This is a genomic window from Microbacterium sp. WCS2018Hpa-9 (assembly GCF_031843745.1).
GTDB lineage: Bacteria > Actinomycetota > Actinomycetes > Actinomycetales > Microbacteriaceae > Microbacterium.
Map to the genome: position 1 here is coordinate 71,101 of NZ_JAVTIY010000005.1, position 23,199 is coordinate 94,299.

The following is a 23,199-nucleotide window of genomic DNA, read 5'->3' on the forward strand; positions in this document are numbered from 1 at the left end:
GTAGACACGGCTCCGCGACGCCGCAACGTCATCACCGAAAAGTAGACTGAACCCGACATGATCAGACCTGACCTCTCCCTCCCGATCCCCGAGTCGATCTCCTCCGCGCACTTCATCGGCATCGGCGGATCCGGCATGAGCGGGCTCGCCAAGATGTTTCTCGATGCGGGCATTCGCGTGTCCGGCAGCGACCGAGCCGACAGCGACAACCTGCGCGCACTCGAGGCGGCCGGTGCCGTCGTGCATGTCGGCCATGACGCGGCCCACCTCGGCGACGCAGACACCGTGGTGCACACCGGGGCGATCTGGCCTGAGAACCCTGAGTTCGTCACAGGCAAGGAGCGTGGGCTGCACGTCATTCACCGCTCGCAGGCGCTGCACTGGCTGATCGGCTCGCGGCGACTCGTCTCGGTCGCCGGCGCCCATGGCAAGACGACGTCGACCGGCATGATCGTGACCGCGCTGCAGCAGCTCGGCGCCGACCCGAACTTCGTCAACGGCGGCGTGATCGAACAGCTCGGTGTCTCGAGCGCTACGGGGTCGGGCGAGCTCTTCGTGATCGAGGCCGACGAGTCCGACGGCACCTTCCTGCTCTACGACACGGCCGTCGCTCTCATCACGAACGTCGACCCGGATCACCTCGACCACTACGGCTCGGACGAGGCGTTCCACGATGCGTTCGTGCGGTTCGCCGACGCGGCAACGGAGGCCGTGGTCATCTCGAGCGATGATCCGGGCGCGCTGCGCGTGGGAGCAGACCTCTCGCATCCGAACGTCATCACCTTCGGGCAGGCCGAGGGCGCGGATGTCAGGGTGACCGACATCGTGACGGCCGGGCCGGTCTCCGCCACCGTGAGCAGGGGGTCCGAGAGCGTGCGCCTGCAGCTCGCTGTGCCCGGCGTGCACAATGCGATCAACGCGGCAGGCGCCATCACGGTGCTCCTCTCTGTGGGCTTCGGTCTGGCCGAGTCTGCGCGCGCCGTCGAGGGTTTCGCCGGCACGGTCCGTCGTCTCGAACAGCACGGCGTCGAGCGCGGTGTCACGGTCTATGACGACTACTCCCACCACCCGACAGAAGTGCGTGCGGCACTCGAGGCGATGCGTTCGATCGCCGGCTCGGGCAGGATCATCGCGATCCAGCAGCCGCACACCTACTCGCGCACGCAGCACATGTTCCGTGAGTTCGCAGACGTGCTCGAGACGTACGCCGACCATACGGTCGTGCTCGACGTCTACGGTGCTCGAGAAGACCCGGTTCCCGGTGTCACCGGCGAACTGGTGAGCGGCGCGTTCCGCGACCCCTCGCACGTGCACTTCGTCGCCGACTGGCAGCAGGCGGCCGATTACACGGCGTCCGTAGCCCGCGACGGCGACTTCGTCGTCACCCTCGGCTGCGGCAACGTGTACCAGATCATTCCGCAGGTGCTCGAGTCACTGCGGACCACCGAGGTCTAGCAGATGCGTCGTCCGCCTCCGCTTCCCACGCCTCCCGCGGGTCTCGCGGAGGGCGCGCCCCGGCGACGGGTGCAGTCGGGAACCAGGGGGCGTGCGCGAGACGTCGAGCATGATGAGCCCGCAGGTGGTCGAGTCGCACCGCTGAGGCCGGCATCCGAGGTCGGTGCGGAGACGGCTGAGGATGCCGCGGTGCGGCCGACGTCCACGCGCGACGTGTGGCGGGCGGCACGAGCGCGGCGCAAAGCGCTGCGGGCGGAGATCAGGCGGTTCACCCAGCGGTCGCGTCGGCGCCGCATCATCTGGTTGAGTGCGATCGGCGCGGTGGTGCTCCTGATCGGAGGGACGACCGCAGCCGCATACAGTCCGCTGTTCGCCGTCGAGAAGGTCACGGTGCTGGGCGCGACGACGCTGGACGCCGCCGCAGTCGAGGCGGCACTCGCGGAGCAGGTCGGCACACCGCTGGCTCTGGTCGACTCGAGCGAGGTGAAGGCCGCTCTGCTCGCATTCCCGCTGATCGAGACCTACGCGCTCGAGGCGAAGCCGCCCCACGACCTCACGGTGCGGATCGTCGAACGCACGCCGGTCGGCGTCATCCGCTCGGACGCGGGTTACACGCTCGTCGACGCGGCGGGCGTCGCTCTCGCCACGACCTCCGACCAGCCGGCAGGTCAGCCTCTGCTCGAGATCGACGGGGGCACCGACTCCGTGGCCTTCGAGAGCGCGGGTCTCGTGGTGCGCTCGGTTCCCGCCGAACTGCGCGCTCTGCTCACCGGCGTGAGCGCGACGACGGCCGACGACGTGACGCTGACGTTGAGCAGCGGGCTGACGGTCGTCTGGGGCAGCTCCGAGGACTCTCCGATGAAGAGCGAAGTGCTCACGAAGACACTGCTCAGCAACCCCGAGGCGTCGACGATCGACGTCACATCGCCGCATGCGGTGGTCGTCGGCTGAGGTTTCGACGGCAAACGGGCGACACGCCCGTGTCGCTGCGCGTGCACGGGGGCGTGACGCTTACCTTCGAACAAGAGAAACCAATACCGGGAAATACTTTACACCTCTAGTTGAGGTTTAAGGTTCAACCCGGCGGAATCTCTCCTAAGACAGGTTCGACTATTCGGAGGCCGGCCATGAGCCAGAACCAGAACTACCTCGCCGTGATCAAGGTCGTCGGCGTCGGCGGTGGCGGCGTCAACGCCGTCAACCGCATGATCGATCTCGGTCTCCGCGGAGTCGAGTTCATCGCCGTCAACACCGACGCTCAGGCGCTGCTGATGAGCGACGCCGACGTCAAGCTCGATGTGGGCCGCGAGCTCACTCGCGGGCTCGGCGCGGGCGCCGACCCCGAGGTGGGCCGCCGTGCCGCCGAGGACCACGCCGAAGAGATCGAGCAGGCGCTCACGGGCGCCGACATGGTCTTCGTGACCGCAGGTGAGGGAGGCGGAACCGGCACCGGTGGAGCCCCCGTCGTCGCACGCATCGCGAAGTCGATCGGCGCGCTGACCATCGGCGTCGTCACCAAGCCGTTCTCCTTCGAGGGCCGTCGTCGTCAGAGCCAGGCCGAAGCCGGCGTGGTGAAGCTCAAGGAAGAGGTCGACACCCTCATCGTGGTGCCGAACGACCGCCTCCTCGAGATCAGCGATCGCGGAATCTCGATGATCGAGGCATTCGCCACCGCAGACCAGGTGCTCCTCGCGGGTGTCCAGGGCATCACCGACCTCATCACGACCCCTGGCCTCATCAACCTCGACTTCGCGGACGTGAAGTCGGTCATGCAGGGTGCGGGTTCCGCGCTCATGGGAATCGGATCCGCCCGCGGCGCCGACCGTGCGATCAAGGCCGCCGAGCTGGCTGTCGAGTCGCCCCTGCTCGAGGCCAGCATCGAAGGCGCTCATGGAGTCCTGCTCTCGATCCAGGGTGGCTCGAACCTCGGTATCTTCGAGATCCACGATGCAGCCGACCTCGTCAAGGAGGCTGCGCACCCCGAGGCGAACATCATCTTCGGTACGGTCATCGACGACACGCTCGGCGATGAGGTGCGCGTCACCGTGATCGCTGCCGGCTTCGACAGCGGCGAGCCCTCGCTGCGTCTGGACCCGATGGTCGTCTCTCGCCCGGCCGCGGCCAGCACGCTGCCCGAGGTGGCGCTCTCGAAGGACGAAGAGAGCAAGCCCGCAGCCGAGACGCCCGCACCTGAGAAGGCGCAGCAGCGCGTCGCAGCGACGAGCATCGAGCCGGCTTTCGCGGATGACGACATCGACATCCCCGAATTCCTGAAGTGACTCCGGCGCAGGGCCAGACCGAGTCCGGTCTGGCGGCGCGGCTGTCGGCGATCGATGAACGGATCGCCGATGCCGCGCGCCTGGCCGGCAGGGATCCGGGCGAGATCACCCGAATCGTCGTGACGAAGTTCCACCCGTCGTCGCTCGTCCGCGAACTGCATTCGCTCGGCGTGCGCGAAGTGGGGGAGAACCGTCAGCAGGAGCTCTCGTCGAAGGCAGGCGAGCTGGACGACCTCGATCTTCGCTGGCACTTCATCGGTCAGGCGCAGACCAACAAGGCGTCCGCGATCCGCCGCAGCGCGGATGCCGTGCACTCGGTCGACCGCGACCGGCTGGCTGACGCCCTGCACAGGGCCGCAGAGGACGACGACATCCTCGATGTCCTCGTCCAGGTGAATCTCACCGACGATGCGGGCCGGGGCGGAGTCGAGCCCGACGATGCCCGGTCGCTGGCCGAGCACATCCTCGCCCTTCCGTCGCTGCGCCTGCGCGGCGTGATGGCGGTCGCGCCACTCGATGAGGAACCCGCTTCGGCATTCGCGCGCCTGCGCACGATCGCCGAGAGAGTGCGCGAGGTCGAGCCGTCCGCCGACTGGATATCCGCGGGAATGACCGGCGACTTCGTCGCGGCCATCGATGCGGGCGCGACACACCTGCGGATCGGGTCCGCAATCACGGGACCCCGCCCCGACCGGGGTTAACCTCTAAAAAGACCACCCGACACGTTCGAACCGGAGGACACGATGGGTAACCCGCTGAAGAAGACCATGGTGTATCTCGGCCTCGCTGACGAGGAAGAGGTCTACGAGGAGGAGCCGGCCCCGGCCCGCTCCCACCGAGAGCGTGATCGCGACCGCGAACGCGAGGAGCCCGCTCCGGCGCCCGTGACCCCGCTACGGCGCCCCGTCGCCGTGCGCCAGCCCGCAGGAGGGGCAGTGAACGAGATCCTCACCGTGCACCCGAAGCAGTACCGCGATGCTCAGCTCATCGCGGAGAGCTTCCGTGAGGGCGTGCCGGTCATCATCAACCTGTCGCAGATGAGCGATGCAGATGCTCGCCGTCTGATCGACTTCGCGTCTGGACTCTCGCTCGGCCTCTACGGCCGCATCGAGCGGGTCACGTCGAAGGTCTTCCTGCTGTCGCCGGAGAACATCGCGGTCTCCGGTCACGGGGGAATCGCGCACGCGGACCCAGAGTCCGCGGGCTTCGACCAGTCGTAGACCGTGGGGTTCGTCGTCTCCATCGTCGCCAGCATCGTACATCTGGCCCTGCTGCTGTACCTGCTGGTGCTCTTCGCACGTCTCATTCTGAGCTACATCCCGCTGTTCAATCGGGAGTGGCGACCCAAGGGAGCCGGCCTCGTCGCGGCCGAGCTCGTCTACACGGTGACCGATCCGCCTGTCCGGTTCTTCCGGCGGATCATCCCGCCCCTGCGAATCGGCTCGCTGTCCCTGGATTTCGGGTTCTCGATCACCATTCTGATCGTGCTGATCCTGATGAGCATCGTCCGAAGCTTCATCTGAGACCTGTGCGACTTCGACACCCTGGGGTGTCGTGGCGTCGCGACTGACAGGCTCGGGGACTATGCTTGGCTCCCAGGTGCGCGCCCCGGGTTCGCGCCGAATCTCGACCACGCCATTCTCCAAAACTGGCAACCGAACTCATCGAAGGAGCCACCATGGCACTTACCCCGGATGACGTCGTCACCAAGCAGTTCCAGCACGTCCGCTTCAAGGACGGCTTCGACCCGGACGAGGTCGACGACTTCCTCGACGAGATCGTCATCGAGTGGCGCAAGGCCCTCGAAGAGAACGTCGAACTCAAGGCCAAGCTGGCCGCGTACGAGTCCGGCGACGCGCCGGCAGCTCCCGCAGCCGCTGCAGAGGCGCCCGCTGCGGTCGTCGAAGAGGCTCCGGCCCCGGCCCCCGCTGAGCCCGCTCCGTCGGGTTCCGCGACCGCGACCGCCGGCATCATCGAGCTCGCGCAGCGCCTGCACGACGAGCACGTCGCCGAGGGTGAGGCGAAGCGCGCTCAGCTCATCGCCGAGGCCGAAGGCGAAGTCAACCGCATTCGCACCGAGGCCGAGGCCAAGCAGCGCGAAGAGTCGGCCCGTCTCGAGCGCGAGCGCAATGCACTCGAGGCTCGGATCACCGAACTCCGCAACTTCGAGCGCGACTACCGCTCGCAGCTGCGCGGCTACATCGAGGGTCAGCTCCGCGATCTCGACGAGAAGTCGGCGTCGACGGACTCGACTCCGGTCTCCGCGATCGGACTGTAGGTCGTCCTTTTGCCAGGACGCCGTCCCCTTCGTCGGTCGGCGGCCGGCGCGATCGTTGCGATTCTCGCAGCGATCGTGCTGGCCGCCGATCAGTTTGTGAAGTACCTCACCACTGAGAATCTGCCGCTGCAGGAGCCGGTCCCGGTGCTCGGTGAGTTCCTTCAGCTGTACTACGTGCGCAACCCCGGTGCGGCGTTCTCGCTCGGATCCGACGTCACCTGGATCTTCACCATCGCTCTGGCGGTGGTAGCCGGCGTGATCGTGTGGAAGGCCTTCGGGCTTCACTCGCGCCTCTGGGCCGTCGTTCTCGGCTGCCTGCTCGGGGGAGTCCTCGGCAATCTCACCGATCGTCTCTTCCGTGATCCCGGCTTCCCCATGGGGCACGTGGTCGACATGATCTCGATGCCGTGGATGATGCCCGCGATCTTCAATGTCGCCGACATCTTCATCGTCAGCGGAATGATCTCCGTCGCATTGCTCGTGGTACTCGGGCTTCGTTTCGACGGCACCCGTGAACGCGACCATGCTCCCGTCGAGACCGACGAGGAAGCAGAGGCTGCCGCCTTGGCCGAAGATGCCAGCGCGGATCCTCGCTCCGACGTGTCCCGCGCGGACGGAGCATCTCCTGATGCGCCGGCGCCGACTTCGGACGGACGCTGAGCGTGGAATCCCGTTCCCTCCCGGTTCCTGACGGGTTGGAGGGCTCACGCGTCGACGCAGCGCTGGCGAAGCTGATGGGCTTCTCGCGCACCTTTGCCGCCGAGGTCGCCTCCGCGGGAGGTGTGCGCCTCGATGGAGTCACCCTCGACAAGTCCGACCGTCTGCGTGGCGGAGGGTGGCTCGAGGTGGAGTGGCAGCCGAAGGAGGAGCCGCGGATCATCCCGATCGCGGTTCCCGAACTCGGGATCGTCTACGACGATGACGACATCGTCGTGATCGACAAGCCCACCGGCGTCGCTGCCCACCCCTCGCTGGGGTGGGAGGGGCCGACCGTCGTCGGCGCCCTCGCTGCGGCGGGGTTCCGGGTCGCCACCAGCGGGGCTCCGGAGCGTCAGGGGGTCGTGCACCGTCTGGATGTCGGCACCAGCGGACTCATGGTGGTCGCCAAGAGCGAGACGGCGTACTCGACGTTGAAGCACGCGTTCAAAGAGCGCACGGTCGAGAAGATCTATCACGCGGTCGTCCAGGGGCACCCTGACCCGCTGACCGGAACGATCGACGCACCGATCGGCCGGCACCCGAATCACTCCTGGAAGTTCGCGGTGGTGCCGGACGGCAAGCCGTCGGTGACCCACTACGAGACGCTCGAGGCCTTTCCGGGGGCGTCGCTGCTCGAGATCCACCTCGAGACCGGGCGCACGCACCAGATCCGCGTGCACATGGCGGCGCTTCGGCATCCGTGTGCGGGCGACCCTCTTTACGGCGCTGATCCGACGATGTCGGCGCGACTCGGCCTGACCCGACAGTGGCTGCACGCGCACAAGCTCGCCTTCTCGCACCCGGCGACGGGGGACTGGGTGCAGTTCGAGTCGCCCTACCCGGCAGATTTCGAGCACGCCCTGGAGATCCTGCGCGGCGAGTGAATCTACCGCGGCGGATGTCGGCGGTGTGAGCCAGACTGAGCGCATGAGCATCGAGGTGCGACCCGCGACCGACTTCGACGACGTGGCGACTCTCGTCGGTCCGAAGAAGCCGACGTCGAACGTGTGCTTCTGCCTGAGCTACCGCATAGGCAGCAAGGAGAACAACACGCTGCGTGGCGCGCAGCGTGCCGACCGCGTGCGCGAACTCTGCCACCAAGACCCGCCGCCCGGAGTCATCGCCTATCTCGACGAGGAGCCCGTGGGATGGGCGGCGGTGCATCCTCGCAGCGCGACGAGTTTCGCGCGCAACCGCCTGATCCCGCACGTCGACGACCTCGACGTGTGGTCGCTGTGGTGCATCCGCGTCCGCCCCGGCTTTCGAAAGCAGGGCATCTCGCACGCGCTGATCGAGGGCGCTGTCGCGCACGCGACGCAGCGCGGGGCGCCGGCGATCGAGGGATACCCGGTCGACAACCGCGGCGAGAAGGTGAACTCGACCATGGCCTACGTCGGAACCAGGCTGCTGTTCGAGAACGCGGGGTTCGAGAAGGCGGCTGACACCGGATCCACTCTCGACGGGTTTCCTCGGGTGCTGATGCGCCTCGATCTGCGTGGATCGCACAGACGGTCGAAGAAACCGTGAACCCGACCGCGCCGCAGGGGCAATACATAGTGTGAGCACAGACAGTGAGATCATCCGGCGGTCGCTGGGTCGGCCGGCCGGAGGCATTCGCCGAGCTGTTCGACCGGCATGCACGCGCGGTCAACGCGTTCGCGGCATACCGCGTCGGTTCCGACGACGCCGATGACGTGCTCAGTGAGACCTTCCTCGTCGCCTTCCGGCGCAGGGCCGACTTCGACCTGAGCAGGGAGTCGGCCGCACCGTGGCTGCTCGGCATCGCCTCGCGATTGATCCGTCGGCACCGGGCGGTCGAGGCGCGGCAGTGGCGTTCTTTCGTTGCGGCTGGCGGTGAGAACGTGGCGTCGCTCGGCGGCCTCGACGACGCCATGCGACGCGTGGATGCCGAACGCGAGGTGCGCGCTCTCAGAGAGAGGATCGCGGGCCTCCCCGCGAAGGATCGCGAGACGCTCCTCCTGTACGCCTGGCAGGGGTTGAGCTACGAGGACATCGCAGAAGCACTCGGGGTGCCCGTGGGCACCGTGCGATCGCGGCTCAATCGCGTTCGCAGGCGATTGGATCCCGCACGAAGGATCCAGGCATTCGAGAAGCAGCAGGAAGGAGAAGTCCGTGGACGTGTTTGAGAGGGTTCAGGAGACCCAGCCGGATCTCGATGGTGCGCAATCCCATGTCGACGCGGCTCGTGCTCGACTGATGAGCGAGATCGCGGCCGACACCAGCCCGGCGATCGTGCGGTCCGCCAGGCCGAGATGGGTGATCGCCGGCTCGCTGGTGGGAGCTGCGGCCGCGGTCGTCGTGGGCGTTCTGGTCGTCACCGGAATCACCGCGCAGACGACACCTGCGATCGAAGCAGTCCCGACGCGTGAGCCCGGGCAGACTCTGCCGTCGCCGGAGCCAGAGACCCCGACACCGGCCCCGACACAGGCCCCGATGACGTCGGCACAGGCGTTCGGCGCCGCCGCGACCGCGGCGCGCGCATTCACGGGGCTGACGCTGGCACCAGGACAGTATCTGCGTCTGCACGAGCAGTCGGAACACGTCGTCTATCACCAGCCCGATCCGGAAGGCGGACAGTATCAGGCAGACAGATCGAACGCCCAGAACGCCTGGCGCGGGACGTCGTCCTGGAGCAGCTACGCCCCGGCCGACCCCGCAGAGCAGTGGCTCATCGCCCCGGAACAACCCTGGACGGTGACCGACACCTTCGGACCCGACGCCGTGCAACTGTCCGAGGCGCATAGGGAGGCGATCTCGTCGAGCGGCGAATCCTATTTCGACGACGGGCCGCTGGGTCCCTGGGCCACCCCTGACGGCTACGCCCTCACGGCGTTCTTCGCGGCGATGCCGACGGATCCGGCGGGACTCATCCAATGGATCCGCGAGAACCAGGGCGCCAGCACCGGCGACCAGGACTACAAGGTCGGGTGGGTGCTCATCGACCTGTTGTCATACAATCTGGGCTCGAGCACGCAGCGCGCGACGATGTACGAGGCTCTCAGCCTGCTCCCCGGCTCTGAGATCGTCTCCACCGACGGAAACCTCGCGACGCTGCGCTTCTCGGCGGCGACCGAGGCGCTTTCCGGAGTGGCAGCCATCCAGAGACGAACGGTCACGATCGACACGACCACGGGGATCGTGCACGAGAAGACGGCGACTCTCGACACCGCCTCGGCGCTGATCCCCGCCACCATGGCCGACGAGCGGTACGTATTCACCGTGAGCGTGGTGGATTCGCTTCCCTGATGTGTGCGGCGGGCGGATGCGAGGGGTCGCGCCGACGCTCGATGTCGCACGCCGAAAGTAGACTCGAAGCATGGCATCCGACTCCTTCGTCCACCTGCACGTGCACAGCGAGTACTCGATGCTCGACGGGGCGGCGAAGATCGCGGCGATGACCCAGGCGGCGGCCGACTACGACATGCCGGCCATCGCGGTGACCGACCACGGCAACACCTTCGCGGCCTTCGAGTTCTACAAGGCGGCGAACGCGGCAGGGGTCAAGCCGATCATCGGACTCGAGGCGTACGTCACGCCCGGCACGCATCGCAGCGACAAGACGCGGGTGCAGTGGGGGTCTCCGGATCAGAAGAGCGACGACGTCTCGGGATCCGGTGCCTATACGCACATGACGATGTGGAGCGAGACCACGCAGGGCATGCACAACCTGTTCCGCCTCAGCTCGCTGTCGAGCATGGAGGGCTACTACTTCAAGCCCCGCATGGACCGTGAGCTGCTCCAGACCTACGGCAAGGGCCTGATCGCCACCACCGGATGCCCCTCGGGCGAGATCCAGACACGGCTGCGCCTCGGCCAGTACGACGCCGCCCGTGCCGCGGCGGCGGAGTTCCAAGACCTGTTCGGCAAGGAGAACTACTTCGCCGAGATCATGGATCACGGTCTCTCCATCGAGCGCAGGGTCATGACCGATCTGATCCGGCTCGCGAAAGATCTCAGCATCCCGCTCGTCGGCACGAACGATTCGCACTACACGCACCAACACGAGGCCGACGCGCACGAGGCTCTGCTGTGCGTGCAGTCGGGTTCGACACTCGACGACCCCAACCGCTTCAAGTTCGACGGCGACGGCTACTACATCAAGACCGCCGCCGAGATGCGTCAGCTCTTCCGCGATCACCCCGAGGCGTGCGACAACACGCTGCTCATCGCCGAGCGCTGCGAGGTCGAGTTCAACACGGCGGCCAACTACATGCCGCGCTTCCCGGTGCCGGACGGAGAGACCGAAGACAGCTGGCTCATCAAAGAGGTCGAGGCCGGCCTCCACTACCGGTACCCGAGCGGGATCCCCGACAAGGTGCGCAAGCAGGCCGAGTACGAGACCGGCATCATCCTGCAGATGGGGTTCCCCGGCTACTTCCTCGTCGTCGCCGACTTCATCAACTGGGCCAAGGACAACGGCATCCGCGTGGGGCCGGGCCGTGGTTCCGGAGCCGGTTCCATGGTCGCCTACGCCATGAAGATCACCGACCTCGACCCGCTCGAGCACGGCCTCATCTTCGAGCGGTTCCTGAACCCCGATCGCGTCTCGATGCCCGACTTCGACGTCGACTTCGATGACCGGCGCCGCGGCGAGGTCATCGACTACGTGACGAGGAAGTACGGATCCGAGCGGGTCGCCCAGATCGTCACGTACGGCACGATCAAGTCCAAGCAGGCGCTGAAGGATGCCGGCCGCGTGCTCGGCTTCCCGTTCAGCATGGGGGAGCGGCTGACAAAAGCGATGCCGCCGCCCGTGATGGGCAAGGACATGCCCCTCGACGGAATGTTCGACTCGGCGCACCCCCGCTACAAAGAGGCGAGCGAGTTCCGCGTTCTCATCGAGACCGACCCGGAGGCGAAGACGGTCTTCGACCGCGCACTCGGCCTCGAGGGCCTGAAACGCCAGTGGGGCGTGCACGCGGCGGGCGTGATCATGTCGTCCGAGCCGTTGATCGACATCATCCCGATCATGCGCCGCGAGCAGGACGGCCAGATCGTCACGCAGTTCGACTACCCCTCGTGCGAGTCGCTCGGCCTGATCAAGATGGACTTCCTCGGGCTGCGCAACCTGACGATCATCTCTGACGCGCTCGACAACATCCGCACCAACCGCGGAGAAGAGCTCGACCTCGAGCACCTCGCGCTCGACGACCGGGGTGCCTACGATCTGCTCGGGCGAGGCGAATCGCTCGGCGTCTTCCAGCTCGACGGCGGTCCCATGCGATCGCTCATGCGGCTGATGCGTCCGGACAACTTCGGTGACATCTCGGCACTCATCGCGCTCTACCGTCCAGGACCCATGGGCGCGAACTCGCACACGAACTACGCGCTGCGCAAGAACGGTCAGCAGCCCATCACGCCGATCCATCCGGAGTTCACCGAGTCGCTCGCCGACATCCTCGACGAGTCCTACGGCCTGATCATCTACCAGGAGCAGGTGATGGCCATCGCCCAGCGCGTGGCCGGATTCTCACTCGGACAGGCCGACATCCTCCGTCGAGCGATGGGCAAGAAGAAGAAGTCGGAGCTGGACAAGCAGTTCGCGGGCTTCCAAGCGGGCATGCATGCGAACGGGTACTCCGACGGAGCCGTCAACGCGATCTGGGAGATCCTGCTCCCGTTCTCGGACTACGCCTTCAACAAGGCGCACTCGGCGGCGTATGGCGTCGTGTCGTACTGGACCGCCTATCTCAAGGCCCACTATCCCGCCGAGTACATGGCCGCGCTGCTCACCAGCGTCGGCGACTCGAAGGACAAGATGGCGCTGTACCTCAACGAGTGCCGTCGCATGGGCATCAAGGTGCTCCCGCCCGACGTCTCAGAGTCCATCAAGTACTTCGCCGCCGTCGGCGACGACATCCGCTTCGGGTTGGGTGCCGTCCGCAACGTCGGCAGCAACGTTGTCGAGGGCATCATCGCGGCGCGCAAGGACGAGCGATTCACATCGTTCCATCACTTCCTCGAGAAGGTGCCGCTGCATGTCTCGAACAAGCGCACGGTCGAATCGCTGATCAAGGCCGGCGCGTTCGACTCGATGGGCGACTCCCGCCGGGCCCTGCTCGAAGTCCACGAGGATGCCGTCGAGGCGGCTGTGGATCGCAAGCGGAATGAGGCGCAGGGCGCGATCGGCTTCGACTTCGACAGCCTGTACGACGGCATGGAAGAGACGGCGCCTGCGAAGGTGCCGGCGCGACCGGAGTGGATCAAGAAGGACAAACTCGCGTTCGAACGCGAGATGCTCGGGCTCTACGTCTCCGACCACCCCCTCGCGGGTCTCGAGGTGCCGCTCGCGAAGCACGCGTCGATCTCGATCCACAACCTCATCAACTCCGAGGACATGCAGGACGGCGAGCAGGTCACGGTCGCCGGCCTCGTCACCAGCGTCCAGCATCGTGTCGCGAAGGCCAGCGGAAACCCGTACGGCATGATCACGGTCGAGGACTTCAACGGCGAGGTGACGGTCATGTTCATGGGCAAGACCTACACCGAGTTCCAGCACATCCTGCAGCAGGACTCCATCCTCGCGGTGCGCGGACGGGTGTCGAAGCGCGATGACGGACTCAATCTGCATGCGCAGTCGGCGTTCGCGCCGGACGTCGGCTCGTTCGACGCCGCAGGACCCCTCTCGCTCGTCCTGGCTGAGCAGAGGGCGACTGAGCGGGTGATGACCGAGCTCGCCGAAGTGCTGAGACGCCACAACGGCGACACCGAGGTGATGCTTCGCGTGCACCGCGGCGGCACGGCGAAGGTCTTCGAGGTGCCGATGCCGGTCAAGGTCTCCGCCGATCTGTTCGGCGATCTCAAATCTCTGCTCGGCCCGACCTGCCTGGGCTGAGCGTCAGCAAAGCGCTGCTGCCCGAGAGGTCCTCACGGATGCACCGGGTAGTATCGGGACGCGTTCGGGTGCACGACGCAGAGGCTATGCACCGTGGCGAAAGGACCCTCCCCATGAGCACGGAATCACCCTTCCTGAACAATGACGAATCGGATGCAGACCGTTCGACGGCCGCACCCGAAGCGGCCATCGAGGAGGACTTCTCCGATGACGACGGCGTTCTCTACGATGACGAGGTGACGCCGGAGTACGGCATCCTCGGTTTCACCCTTCGGGAGCTGCTCATCGTCGGCGTGTGGCTCATCGCCTTCATCGCCTCGTTCTTCCCTTACGTCGGCGGCGCGTCGATCTGGGGCGCCGGCATCCAGTGGATTCTGCCCATCGGCGTGCCGACGGTCGCCGTGTTCCTGCTGATCCTCCGCCGTTTCTCGCCGGACGGCATCCGCCGCGTCGGTTCGCTGGGGATCGACCAGTTCGCATCGGTCGCGTTCTCCGTCTCGGCCGTCTTCTGGCTGGGAGCCCTCTGGAACTCGGTTGCCTTCGTGATCGAGTTCGGCGTCTTCGGGCTGCCTTGGAACGGTGTGGTCCAGCTTCTCGCGGCCCTCGCGCTCGTCGTCCTCACGGTGTTCGCTCCGCTGGTGCCCGGCCTCAAGGAGGACTTCCAGGGCCGACTCGTCACGCTCGCGCACCGCAATGCCAATCCGGTTCGACCGGTCATCGCGCGCCCGCGCCCCGAGCCTGCCCCCGAGGCCAGCGACACGCCCGCCGACTCCGAGACAGCCTCCGCGTCGCATGCGGCTGCAGCGACTGCTCCCCACCTCGCGTCCGATCCGTCACTCGACGCCGCCCCCGAGCCCCACATCGCCCCGGCGGCGTACTCGACGGATGCTGCCCCGACGTACTCGACGGACGTCGCCCCGACGTATTCGACAGACGCTGCCCCCGCGCCGCACACGATCGACGCCGCCCCTCCGGCGTACACGACCGCGGCCGCTCCGGCGGCCGGTATCGACATCGAGCTGTCCGACGCGCAGGCGACCGATGAGGTCGCCCGTCTCGATCTCGCCGAGCAGGTGCCGCTCTCCTCGCACGCCTCCGGCGGGGGGACGGGAACCGAGGACACGACCTCCGATGAGGAGTACGTACCCGCGTACTCGCGTCGATCGCGCGGTCAGGAACCCGAGATCGCATCCGACACCGGCAGCATCGAGTCTCTTCTGGGAGCGACCGCGCGCGACGTCTCGTCGGCCGAGACGACCGCGTTCCCCGCCATCGACGACGAGACCGACTTCACCGCGACGAACCCGCAGCACGACTTCTCGGCCCCGCAGCCTTTCTGGATCCTCGCGCCGACCGAGCGTGACGTGCATGACGAGCGCGGCCAGAGCATCTTCCGGGTCGGTCCGAGCGCCTGGGCTCTCGTCATCGAGGACCGTGGCGGTGCATACGTCATCAGACACGACGACGGTCGCATCGGCTACCTGCACGACATCTCAGACATCACGAGAGGCTGACCTTGCGCACCATCGATCTGCGGGGACGCACGCTCTCGCCGGCTGACATGCTCGCGGCCGTGCCGCGCGCCACCCAGGCACGAGCCGAGGCTCTCGACACCGCGGCACGAATCGTCGACGATGTGCGCGAGAGGGGCGAAGAGGCTCTGCGCGAGCAGGCCGAACGCTTCGATCGTGTCTCGGGACACGAGATCCGTGTGCCCGCGCAGCACATCGCCGAGGCCCTCGAGGTTCTCGCGCCCGACGTCCGCCTCGCTCTCGAGGAGGCGATCCGCCGAGTGCGCATCGCCTCGGCGGCACAGGTGCCCGAGCGTCAGATCACGCGGATCGGCGACGGCGCGACGATCACCCAGCGCTGGCAGCCCGTTCACCGCGCAGGGGTGTACATCCCCGGGGGCAAAGCCGTCTATCCGTCCAGCGTCATCATGAACGTCGTCCCGGCGCAGGTCGCGGGCGTGCAGCAGATCGCGCTCGCCTCGCCGCCGCAGCAGGACCAGGGAGGGCGCGTCCACCCCACGATCCTCGCCGCAGCGGGTCTGCTCGGCGTCACGGAGGTGTATGCGATCGGCGGAGCAGGGGCGATCGGATCCTTCGCGCACGGCGTCGAGGGGATCGGGCTCGACCCGGTCGACGTCCTGTCAGGGCCTGGCAACAACTACGTCGCATCCGCGAAGCGCGCTGTGGCGGGGGTGGTCGGCACCGACTCCGAGGCCGGAGCCACCGAGATCCTCGTCGTCGCCGATGCCGCAGCTGACCCGCGACTCATCGCCGCCGACCTGGTCAGCCAGGCGGAGCACGACGAGCAGGCGTCGGCTGTGCTCGTCACCGACTCCCCGCAGCTGGCCGAGCGGGTCGCCGCGGAGGTCAAACGTCAGGCGGGGGCCACGCGCCACGCCACGCGGGTGGCCGCGGCTCTGGACGGGCCGCAGTCGGCGATCGTGCTGGTCGATGACCGTGCGATGGCGACGGCGTTCAGCAACGCGTATGCTCCCGAGCACCTCGAGCTGCACCTCGAAGACGCCGAGGCCGCGGCAGACAGCTTCACCAGCGCAGGGGCCGTATTCGTCGGAGACCACACCCCGGTGAGCCTCGGCGACTACATGGCGGGCAGCAACCACGTCCTGCCGACCGGGGGACAGGCGCGCTATGCGCCCGGACTCGGCGCATACACGTTCCTGCGTCCGCAGCAGGTCATCTCATACGATCGCGCCGCACTCGCCGACGTGCGCGCGGGAGTCGTCGCCCTCGCCGAGACCGAGGTGCTCCCCGCACACGGTGAGGCGATCGAGGCGCGTTTCACCGCGTAGGATCGGTCAGATGCACTGCCCCTTCTGCCGTCACTCGGACTCTCGAGTCATCGATTCCCGCACCAGTGATGACGGTCTCTCGATCCGGCGTCGACGTCAGTGTCCTGAATGCGGCGGTCGTTTCACGACGACCGAGACTGCGAGCCTCAACGTGATCAAGCGATCCGGCGTCATGGAGCCGTTCAGCCGCGAGAAGGTGATCTCGGGCGTGCGCAAGGCCTGTCAGGGACGGCCGGTCACCGAGGCCGATCTGGCGATCCTCGCTCAGCGGGTCGAGGAGGCCGTTCGACAGACGGGTGTCTCGCAGCTCGACACGAACGAGATCGGCTTGGCGATCCTCGGACCTCTCCGCGACCTGGACGAGGTCGCATACCTGCGGTTCGCGAGCGTGTATCAGGCCTTCGACTCGCTCGAGGATTTCGAGAGCGCGATCACCGATCTTCGTGCCGACCACGTCGAGCCGGAGCCCGTCGACCGGTAATCTGGCAGGGATGTATCCGCTGCTCTTTCGCGCTGTCCTGTCGCGCTTCGACCCTGAGTTCGCCCACCACGCCGGTATGGCGGTGATCCGCGTGCTCGGGGCGCGGCCGTTCTCCTGGGCGACGCGTGCGCTGACTCGGCCCGACCCGTCGCTGCAGGTTCAGGCCCTCGGACTGACCTTCTCGTCGCCCTTCGGCATCGCGGCCGGGTTCGACAAGAACGCCATCGGCGTCCGCGGCCTCGCCGCACTCGGGTTCGGACACGTCGAGGTGGGTACCGTCACGGCGATCCCGCAGGACGGCAACCCGAAACCACGGCTGTTCCGTCTGATCGCCGATCGCGCGGTCATCAACCGCATGGGGTTCAACAACGAGGGTGCGGATGCCGCGGCCCGGCGACTCGCGCGACTGCGGCGCGGTGCACCCGACACGGTCATCGGTGTGAACATCGGCAAGAGTCGGGTCGTCGATGTAGAGAACGCCACAGCCGACTATGTGGCCTCCGCGACGAGGCTCGCCCCGCTCGCCGACTACCTGGCGGTCAACGTCTCATCCCCGAACACTCCCGGTCTTCGGGGGCTTCAGGCCGTCGAGACGCTGGCTCCGCTGCTCAGGGCGGTGCGAGCAGCATCCGGTGAGACTCCGCTGCTCGTCAAGATCGCCCCCGATCTCTCAGACGAGGAGATCATCGCCATCGCGAAACTCGCGGTCGACGAAGGGCTCGCCGGAATCATCGCGCACAACACCACGATCAGCAGGGACGGCCTCACGACGGATGCGGCGACAGTCGCGGAGATCGGAGCGGGCGGGCTGTCGGGTGCGCCGCTCAAGGAGCGGTCCCTGCAGGTGCTGCGTCTCGTGCGATCGGCTGTGCCCGAGGAGTTCTGCGTCATCGCCGTCGGGGGAGTCGAGACGCCGTCCGACGTGCAGGAGCGGCTCGAAGCCGGAGCCACGCTGGTGCAGGGCTACACGGCCTTCCTGTATCGCGGTCCCTTCTGGGGCCGCGAGATCAACCGGGGCCTCGTCGCGCGCTGAGTAGCTGCACCGCAATGCGAAAGGCGCCTCGTGCTCGGGAGCAGGAGACGCCTCTCGTGAAAATCGAGGATCAGGCGGGGTAGTCGCCGCGCTTGACCTGCGGCTTGGGCAGGCGCATGAACCGCATCTGCAGCGAACGCATTGCGGCGTACCAGCCGAGGCCGCGCTCCATGCGCTCCTTGCCGAACTTCGCGGCGACCTTGCGCTTGACGCGCATCCCCAGCAGGACCATGCCGCCGATCGCGAGGATCAGGTACGCCATCATGACCAGGTATGCCCAGCCGGCGATGGCGAATCCGCCGATGGCGAGGTTCGCCGGCAGGAGCGAGATCAGGATGACGAGCACCATGACACCCATGACGAACTCGGCCGGGTGCCAGCCGGCATCCACATAGTCACGAACCCAGCGGCGCTGCGGCCCCTTGTCGCGAGTCGGGAGGTACTTCTCCTCGCCGGCAGCCAGCCCGGCCTGGGCGCGGTTGCGGCGCTCACTGAGCTCTGCCTTTGCTGCGGCCCTCGCCTCTTTGGTGTTCGCGACCAGAGGTCGACGGCGAGCCGCCTCCTGCTCGGCCCGGGTCGGCGTCGCGCGTCCCTTGCCCGACGCAGTCGTCTCGGGGGCGTCGTCGTTCGTCGAAGGGGGGACAGGGGTAGTGGCCACGAGGTTCCTCGGTTCAGTGAAGGCGGATCACCTTAAGATTACTCGCATGACATCTCCTGCCCAGCCCGGCGCACAGAATCTGTCCAGCGAACGCGAACCCGCCGTCCTGGAGGCGGTGTCGACGGGGTTCCCTGCGGCACTGAGCGACCTGGGCGCGCTCGTCCGCATCCCCGGCATGGCGTGGCCCGCGTTCGACCAGACGCAGCTCGAACGCAGCTCCGAGGCGGTCGCCGCACTCGCCACGGCCACCGGGGTCTTCGACGACGTGCGCGTTCTCCGTGCCGCGATCCCCGGCACCGACGAGCACGGTCAGCCGGCGGTGCTCGCGACGCGCGCTGCGCGCAACGGCAAGCCGACGATCCTGCTCTACGCGCACCACGACGTGCAGCCTCCCGGTGACGACGCGCTGTGGGAGACGCCGCCGTTCGAGCCCACAGTGCGCGACGGACGTCTGTACGGTCGAGGCGCTGCCGACGACAAGGCGGGGATCATGGCGCACATCGCATCGATCCGCGCAGTCTCAGAGGTCGTCGGCGATGACCTCGAACTGGGCATCGCGATGTTCATCGAGGGTGAAGAGGAGTACGGATCCCGTTCCTTCGCGCAGTTCCTCTCAGACAACAAGGAGGCGCTTCGCGCGGATGCGATCGTGGTCGCGGACTCGGGCAACTGGGATTCGGTGACCCCCGGGCTCACGGTCTCGCTCCGCGGCAACGCACGGTTCACCGTGCGCGTGCGCACGCTCGATCACGCGTCGCACTCGGGGATGTTCGGGGGAGCGGTGCCCGACGCGATGATGGCCACGGTCAAGATGCTCTCGACGCTCTGGAACGAAGACGGCTCTGTCGCGGTCGAGGGGATGACCGAGCGCGAGGCGCCCACGCCCGAGTACAGCGAGGAGACGCTTCGAGACGAAGCCGGTCTTCTGCCCGGCACGTCGCCGATCGGCGACGGCAGCATCCTGAGCCGGATCTGGAACAAGCCGTCGGTGACCGTCATCGGAATCGATGCGACCAGCGTCGCTGCGGCGTCGAACACCCTTCTTCCGGAGGTCACGGTCGTCGTGAGCGCGCGCGTGGCGCCCGGCCAGACCGGTGAGGAGGCGTACGCCGCCCTCGAGGCGCACCTGCGCGCGAACGCCCCGTACGGCGCGGAGCTGACGTTCTCCGATGTCGATCTCGGCAACGGCTTCCTCGTCGACACCAGCGGCTGGGCCGTCGCGCTCACCCGCGATGCCATGCGAGACGGCTACGGCGTGCCCCCCGTCGACCTCGGCGTCGGGGGATCGATCCCGTTCATCGCCGACCTCGTGCGGGAGTTCCCCGATGCGCAGATCCTCGTGACCGGCGTCGAGGACCCGCACTCGAGGGCCCACAGTCCCAACGAATCATTGCACCTGGACACGTTCCGCCACGCCGTGGCGACCGAGGCCCTGCTGCTCTCGCGCATGAACGACATCATCATCTGAGCCCGATCGTCGAGGCTGAGGGTAAAATCGAGTTACCAGCCGTGCGAGCACGGCCCGTCCGAAGGAGCGACATGAGCGACACCACACTGACTTCCGCAGAGACCACCCACGCGCACGGCGTGAAGCTGACCGACGCCGCGGCGATCAAGGTGAAGAACCTCCTCGAGCAGGAGGGCCGTGACGACCTGCGTCTGCGCGTCGCCGTCCAGCCCGGCGGATGCTCCGGCCTGATCTACCAGCTGTACTTCGACGAGCGGTTCCTCGAGGGCGACGAGACCGTCGACTTCGACGGCGTCGAGGTCATCATCGACAACATGAGCGTCCCGTATCTCGATGGCGCATCCATCGACTTCAAGGACACGATCTCGGAGCAGGGCTTCACGATCGACAACCCCAACGCCGCGGGCAGCTGCGCCTGCGGAGACAGCTTCCACTGATCCGAACCCCCTCCGCCAACCTGCGTGGTTGGCATGAATCAGGTGTGAGGTTGCCCTAGACTTGGGTGTGCCCTGTCCGCAATCTGAAAGGTGCATCGTGCCCTCGAAACGCCGCCTTCGTTGGGCCGCTCTCCCCCTGGGAGTAGCGGCAGCCGTGGCCCTGGCGGGATGTACTGCCACTGAGCTGAACGGTTACCTCCCGGGCTTCGTGGAGGGTGAGCCTGCGGCCACCAACCAGACCGAGCGTGTGTCGTCGCTCTGGGTGAACTCCTGGATCGTCCTGCTCGCGGTCGGCGTGATCACCTGGGGCCTGATGGCCTGGGCTGCGATCGCCTACCGCCGTCGCAAGGGCCAGACCGGTCTCCCCGTGCAGATGCGCTACAACATGCCGATCGAGATCTTCTACACGGTCGTGCCGTTGATCCTGGTGCTGGGCATGTTCTTCTTCACGGCCCGTGACCAGTCGGCCATCGAGGCCAAGTGGGACGAGCCCGACGTCGAGATCACGGCGATCGCCAAGCAGTGGGCGTGGGACTTCCAGTACGACGGCGAAGAGGAGGACAACTCCGACGCCGTCTGGACAATGGGAATCCAGGCTCAGCCCGATGCAGAAGGCAACATCGACCAGGCGCAGCTTCCGACCCTGGTGCTGCCGGTCGACCAGAAGGTCACGATCAACCTTCAGTCTCGCGACGTCATCCACTCCTTCTGGATCATCGACTTCCTCTACAAGAAGGACATGTACATCGGGAAGGACAACTCCTGGTCCTTCATCCCGACGCGTGTCGGCGAATACGCCGGCAAGTGCGCCGAGCTGTGTGGCGAGTACCACTCGATGATGCTCTTCAACGTCAAGGTCGTCGAGCAGGACGAGTACGACGCCTACCTCCAGTCGCTCGAGGAGGAAGGCAACACCGGAGACATCACGGACGCCTACGACCGTCTGTCGAACTACCCCGGGACCACCGCCCCGACCTCCGAGGAAGGAGAGGAGTAAGCCATGTCGACCACTGAAGCCCCCCGCACCGACGAGGCCCCTCGCTCTCGACCCACCACTCTGCCCGCGCGTCAGGCTGCTCTCATGAGCACGTCGCGCGTCGAGCAGAAGGGCAACATCGTCGTCAAGTGGATCACCTCCACCGACCACAAGACGATCGGGTACATGTACCTCATCGCCTCGGTGCTGTTCTTCCTCCTCGGCGGCGTGATGGCCCTCGTCATCCGCGCAGAGCTGTTCGCTCCCGGGATGCAGATCATCCCGACCAAGGAGCAGTACAACCAGCTCTTCACGATGCACGGCACGATCATGCTCCTCATGTTCGCGACGCCGCTCTTCGCCGGGTTCGCGAATGCGATCCTGCCGCTCCAGCTCGGTGCACCGGATGTGGCGTTCCCGCGTCTCAACGCGTTCGCGTTCTGGCTGTTCCTCTTCGGATCCACGATCGCCGTCGCCGGCTTCCTCACCCCTCAGGGCGCAGCGTCGTTCGGCTGGTTCGCCTACCAGCCACTCGCCAGTGCATCGTTCTCGCCGGGCGCCGGCGGAAACCTCTGGATGGTCGGTCTCGGCATCTCCGGTTTCGGCACAATCCTCGGCGCGGTGAACTTCATCACGACAGTGATCACGATGCGCGCTCCCGGCATGACGATGTGGCGTATGCCGATCTTCTCGTGGAACACGCTCATCACGAGCCTGCTGATCCTCATGGCGTTCCCCGTCCTCGCAGCGGCGATCTTCGCTGCAGCCGCGGACCGCATTCTCGGAGCCCACATCTACGACCCGGCCAACGGCGGTGTCCTGCTCTGGCAGCACCTCTTCTGGTTCTTCGGTCACCCCGAGGTGTACATCATCGCCCTGCCGTTCTTCGGCATCGTGTCGGAGATCTTCCCGGTCTTCAGCCGCAAGCCGATCTTCGGGTACAAGACGCTCGTCTACGCGACCATCGCGATCGCCGCACTGTCCGTCGCCGTGTGGGCTCACCACATGTACGTGACCGGCTCGGTGCTGTTGCCGTTCTTCGCCCTGATGACCATGCTCATCGCGGTGCCGACGGGTGTGAAGATCTTCAACTGGATCGGCACACTCTGGCGCGGATCCGTGACGTTCGAGACGCCCATGGTGTTCGCACTCGGCTTCCTGGTGTCGTTCGTCTTCGGTGGTCTGACCGGCGTGATCCTCGCGGCTCCGCCGCTCGACTTCGCGCTGTCCGACTCGTACTTCGTCGTCGCGCACTTCCACTACGTCGTCTTCGGCACCGTGGTGTTCGCGATGTTCGCCGGCTTCTACTTCTGGTGGCCGAAGTGGACCGGACGCATGCTCAACGAGCGTCTCGGCTACGTGCACTTCTGGATGCTGTTCATCGGCTTCCACATGACGTTCCTCATCCAGCACTGGCTGGGTGTCGACGGCATGGTGCGTCGCTACGCCGACTACTCGGCGGCTGACGGCTGGACCTGGCAGAACCAGGTCTCGACGATCGGTGCGATCATCCTCGGTGCGTCCATGCTGCCGTTCTTCCTGAACGTCTGGATCACGGCTCGCAAGGCACCCAAGGTCACGGTCAACGACCCGTGGGGCTATGGCGCTTCGCTCGAGTGGGCGACGTCCTGCCCGCCGCCGCGTCACAACTTCACGTCGATCCCGCGCATCCGCAGCGAGCGCCCTGCGTTCGACCTGAACCACCCGGAGGCAGCGGAGTTCACTCCGGCCGCACCCGGCGAGCGAGAGGGCCACTGA

The 23,199-nt window shown here is 66.8% G+C and carries 22 protein-coding genes; 21 read left to right on the top strand and 1 reads right to left on the bottom strand.

Annotation, left to right across the window (positions count from 1 at the left end):
* Positions 1-57 precede the first annotated feature (57 nt).
* From murC to RQG82_RS11605, 17 genes are all read left to right on the top strand, one after another.
* The gene (gene murC, locus RQG82_RS11525) at positions 58-1,455 is read left to right on the top strand and encodes a UDP-N-acetylmuramate--L-alanine ligase (protein ID WP_311259222.1); all 1,398 of its coding nucleotides are present in this window, start codon (positions 58-60) and stop codon (positions 1,453-1,455) included.
* 3 nt (positions 1,456-1,458) lie between these two features.
* The gene (locus tag RQG82_RS11530; protein ID WP_311259223.1) at positions 1,459-2,406 is read left to right on the top strand and encodes an FtsQ-type POTRA domain-containing protein; all 948 of its coding nucleotides are present in this window, start codon (positions 1,459-1,461) and stop codon (positions 2,404-2,406) included.
* 176 nt (positions 2,407-2,582) lie between these two features.
* A complete protein-coding gene (ftsZ, locus tag RQG82_RS11535; RefSeq protein ID WP_311259224.1) occupies positions 2,583-3,734 on the top strand; it encodes a cell division protein FtsZ in 1,152 nt (383 codons plus the stop codon).
* Positions 3,731-4,435, top strand: coding sequence for a YggS family pyridoxal phosphate-dependent enzyme (locus RQG82_RS11540; protein ID WP_311259225.1), 705 nt, complete (start codon positions 3,731-3,733; stop codon positions 4,433-4,435). Before ftsZ ends, RQG82_RS11540 begins: the two co-directional genes overlap by 4 nt.
* Before the next feature lie 42 nt (positions 4,436-4,477).
* Entirely contained in the window at positions 4,478-4,954 is a 477-nt protein-coding gene (locus RQG82_RS11545; protein WP_311259226.1) for a cell division protein SepF, read from the top strand.
* 3 nt (positions 4,955-4,957) lie between these two features.
* Complete coding sequence (locus RQG82_RS11550) at positions 4,958-5,257, top strand: YggT family protein (protein WP_042538428.1); 300 nt, start codon at positions 4,958-4,960, stop codon at positions 5,255-5,257.
* Between the two features lie 155 nt (positions 5,258-5,412).
* Positions 5,413-6,012, top strand: a complete 600-nt coding sequence (locus RQG82_RS11555) for a DivIVA domain-containing protein (RefSeq protein WP_311259227.1) — start codon at positions 5,413-5,415, stop codon at positions 6,010-6,012.
* Between the two features lie 9 nt (positions 6,013-6,021).
* Positions 6,022-6,672: a signal peptidase II gene (gene lspA, locus RQG82_RS11560; RefSeq protein ID WP_311259228.1), complete on the top strand. Its 651-nt coding sequence runs from the start codon at positions 6,022-6,024 to the stop codon at positions 6,670-6,672.
* A 2-nt stretch (positions 6,673-6,674) separates the two neighbouring features.
* Positions 6,675-7,595, top strand: coding sequence for an RluA family pseudouridine synthase (locus RQG82_RS11565; protein WP_311259229.1), 921 nt, complete (start codon positions 6,675-6,677; stop codon positions 7,593-7,595).
* A 43-nt stretch (positions 7,596-7,638) separates the two neighbouring features.
* Positions 7,639-8,238: a GNAT family N-acetyltransferase gene (locus RQG82_RS11570; RefSeq protein WP_311259230.1), complete on the top strand. Its 600-nt coding sequence runs from the start codon at positions 7,639-7,641 to the stop codon at positions 8,236-8,238.
* A 44-nt stretch (positions 8,239-8,282) separates the two neighbouring features.
* A complete protein-coding gene (locus RQG82_RS11575; RefSeq protein WP_311259231.1) occupies positions 8,283-8,858 on the top strand; it encodes an RNA polymerase sigma factor in 576 nt (191 codons plus the stop codon).
* A complete protein-coding gene (locus RQG82_RS11580) occupies positions 8,845-9,978 on the top strand; it encodes a hypothetical protein (RefSeq protein ID WP_311259232.1) in 1,134 nt (377 codons plus the stop codon). The genes RQG82_RS11575 and RQG82_RS11580 overlap by 14 nt, the downstream gene beginning before the upstream one ends.
* A 70-nt stretch (positions 9,979-10,048) precedes the next feature.
* On the top strand, positions 10,049-13,567 hold the full coding sequence (gene dnaE, locus RQG82_RS11585; protein WP_311259233.1) for a DNA polymerase III subunit alpha: 3,519 nt from the start codon (positions 10,049-10,051) through the stop codon (positions 13,565-13,567).
* Between the two features lie 113 nt (positions 13,568-13,680).
* The gene (locus tag RQG82_RS11590) at positions 13,681-15,081 is read left to right on the top strand and encodes a hypothetical protein (RefSeq protein ID WP_311259234.1); all 1,401 of its coding nucleotides are present in this window, start codon (positions 13,681-13,683) and stop codon (positions 15,079-15,081) included.
* A 2-nt stretch (positions 15,082-15,083) separates the two neighbouring features.
* Positions 15,084-16,388 carry a histidinol dehydrogenase gene (hisD, locus tag RQG82_RS11595; RefSeq protein ID WP_311259235.1) on the top strand — a complete coding sequence of 435 codons (1,305 nt, stop codon included), beginning with the start codon at positions 15,084-15,086 and terminating at the stop codon, positions 16,386-16,388.
* A 10-nt stretch (positions 16,389-16,398) separates the two neighbouring features.
* Positions 16,399-16,869: a transcriptional regulator NrdR gene (gene nrdR, locus RQG82_RS11600; protein WP_311259236.1), complete on the top strand. Its 471-nt coding sequence runs from the start codon at positions 16,399-16,401 to the stop codon at positions 16,867-16,869.
* Positions 16,870-16,879: 10 nt separating this feature from the next.
* On the top strand, positions 16,880-17,902 hold the full coding sequence (locus RQG82_RS11605; protein ID WP_311259237.1) for a quinone-dependent dihydroorotate dehydrogenase: 1,023 nt from the start codon (positions 16,880-16,882) through the stop codon (positions 17,900-17,902).
* A 70-nt stretch (positions 17,903-17,972) separates the two neighbouring features.
* Here the strand turns inward: RQG82_RS11605 and RQG82_RS11610 are convergent, their stop codons facing one another.
* Complete coding sequence (locus RQG82_RS11610) at positions 17,973-18,560, bottom strand: DUF3043 domain-containing protein (RefSeq protein WP_311259238.1); 588 nt, start codon at positions 18,558-18,560, stop codon at positions 17,973-17,975.
* A gap of 46 nt (positions 18,561-18,606) precedes the next feature.
* On the opposite strand from RQG82_RS11610, the gene RQG82_RS11615 reads away from it, so the two are divergent.
* The 4 genes from RQG82_RS11615 to ctaD all read left to right on the top strand — a co-directional run bounded on the left by RQG82_RS11615 (position 18,607) and on the right by ctaD (position 23,199).
* Positions 18,607-20,028 (top strand): dipeptidase, encoded by a 1,422-nt coding sequence (locus RQG82_RS11615; protein WP_311259239.1) that lies wholly within the window; start codon positions 18,607-18,609, stop codon positions 20,026-20,028.
* A 71-nt stretch (positions 20,029-20,099) separates the two neighbouring features.
* Positions 20,100-20,465 (top strand): iron-sulfur cluster insertion protein ErpA, encoded by a 366-nt coding sequence (erpA, locus tag RQG82_RS11620; RefSeq protein ID WP_311259240.1) that lies wholly within the window; start codon positions 20,100-20,102, stop codon positions 20,463-20,465.
* A 97-nt stretch (positions 20,466-20,562) separates the two neighbouring features.
* A complete protein-coding gene (gene coxB, locus RQG82_RS11625; protein WP_311259241.1) occupies positions 20,563-21,462 on the top strand; it encodes a cytochrome c oxidase subunit II in 900 nt (299 codons plus the stop codon).
* A 3-nt stretch (positions 21,463-21,465) separates the two neighbouring features.
* Positions 21,466-23,199 (top strand): cytochrome c oxidase subunit I, encoded by a 1,734-nt coding sequence (ctaD, locus tag RQG82_RS11630; protein ID WP_042538403.1) that lies wholly within the window; start codon positions 21,466-21,468, stop codon positions 23,197-23,199.

Bases quoted from the DNA above. Each gene is read 5' to 3' on its own strand.
- nrdR (WP_311259236.1), top strand. From the start codon at position 16,399: ATGCACTGCCCCTTCTGCCGTCACTCGGACTCTCGAGTCATCGATTCC.
- RQG82_RS11545 (WP_311259226.1), top strand. From the start codon at position 4,478: ATGGGTAACCCGCTGAAGAAGACCATGGTGTATCTCGGCCTCGCTGAC.
- RQG82_RS11605 (WP_311259237.1), top strand. From the start codon at position 16,880: ATGTATCCGCTGCTCTTTCGCGCTGTCCTGTCGCGCTTCGACCCTGAG.
- RQG82_RS11590 (WP_311259234.1), top strand. From the start codon at position 13,681: ATGAGCACGGAATCACCCTTCCTGAACAATGACGAATCGGATGCAGAC.
- ctaD (WP_042538403.1), top strand. From the start codon at position 21,466: ATGTCGACCACTGAAGCCCCCCGCACCGACGAGGCCCCTCGCTCTCGA.
- RQG82_RS11530 (WP_311259223.1), top strand. From the start codon at position 1,459: ATGCGTCGTCCGCCTCCGCTTCCCACGCCTCCCGCGGGTCTCGCGGAG.
- ftsZ (WP_311259224.1), top strand. From the start codon at position 2,583: ATGAGCCAGAACCAGAACTACCTCGCCGTGATCAAGGTCGTCGGCGTC.
- erpA (WP_311259240.1), top strand. From the start codon at position 20,100: ATGAGCGACACCACACTGACTTCCGCAGAGACCACCCACGCGCACGGC.
- RQG82_RS11555 (WP_311259227.1), top strand. From the start codon at position 5,413: ATGGCACTTACCCCGGATGACGTCGTCACCAAGCAGTTCCAGCACGTC.
- murC (WP_311259222.1), top strand. From the start codon at position 58: ATGATCAGACCTGACCTCTCCCTCCCGATCCCCGAGTCGATCTCCTCC.
- RQG82_RS11570 (WP_311259230.1), top strand. From the start codon at position 7,639: ATGAGCATCGAGGTGCGACCCGCGACCGACTTCGACGACGTGGCGACT.
- dnaE (WP_311259233.1), top strand. From the start codon at position 10,049: ATGGCATCCGACTCCTTCGTCCACCTGCACGTGCACAGCGAGTACTCG.
- RQG82_RS11615 (WP_311259239.1), top strand. From the start codon at position 18,607: ATGACATCTCCTGCCCAGCCCGGCGCACAGAATCTGTCCAGCGAACGC.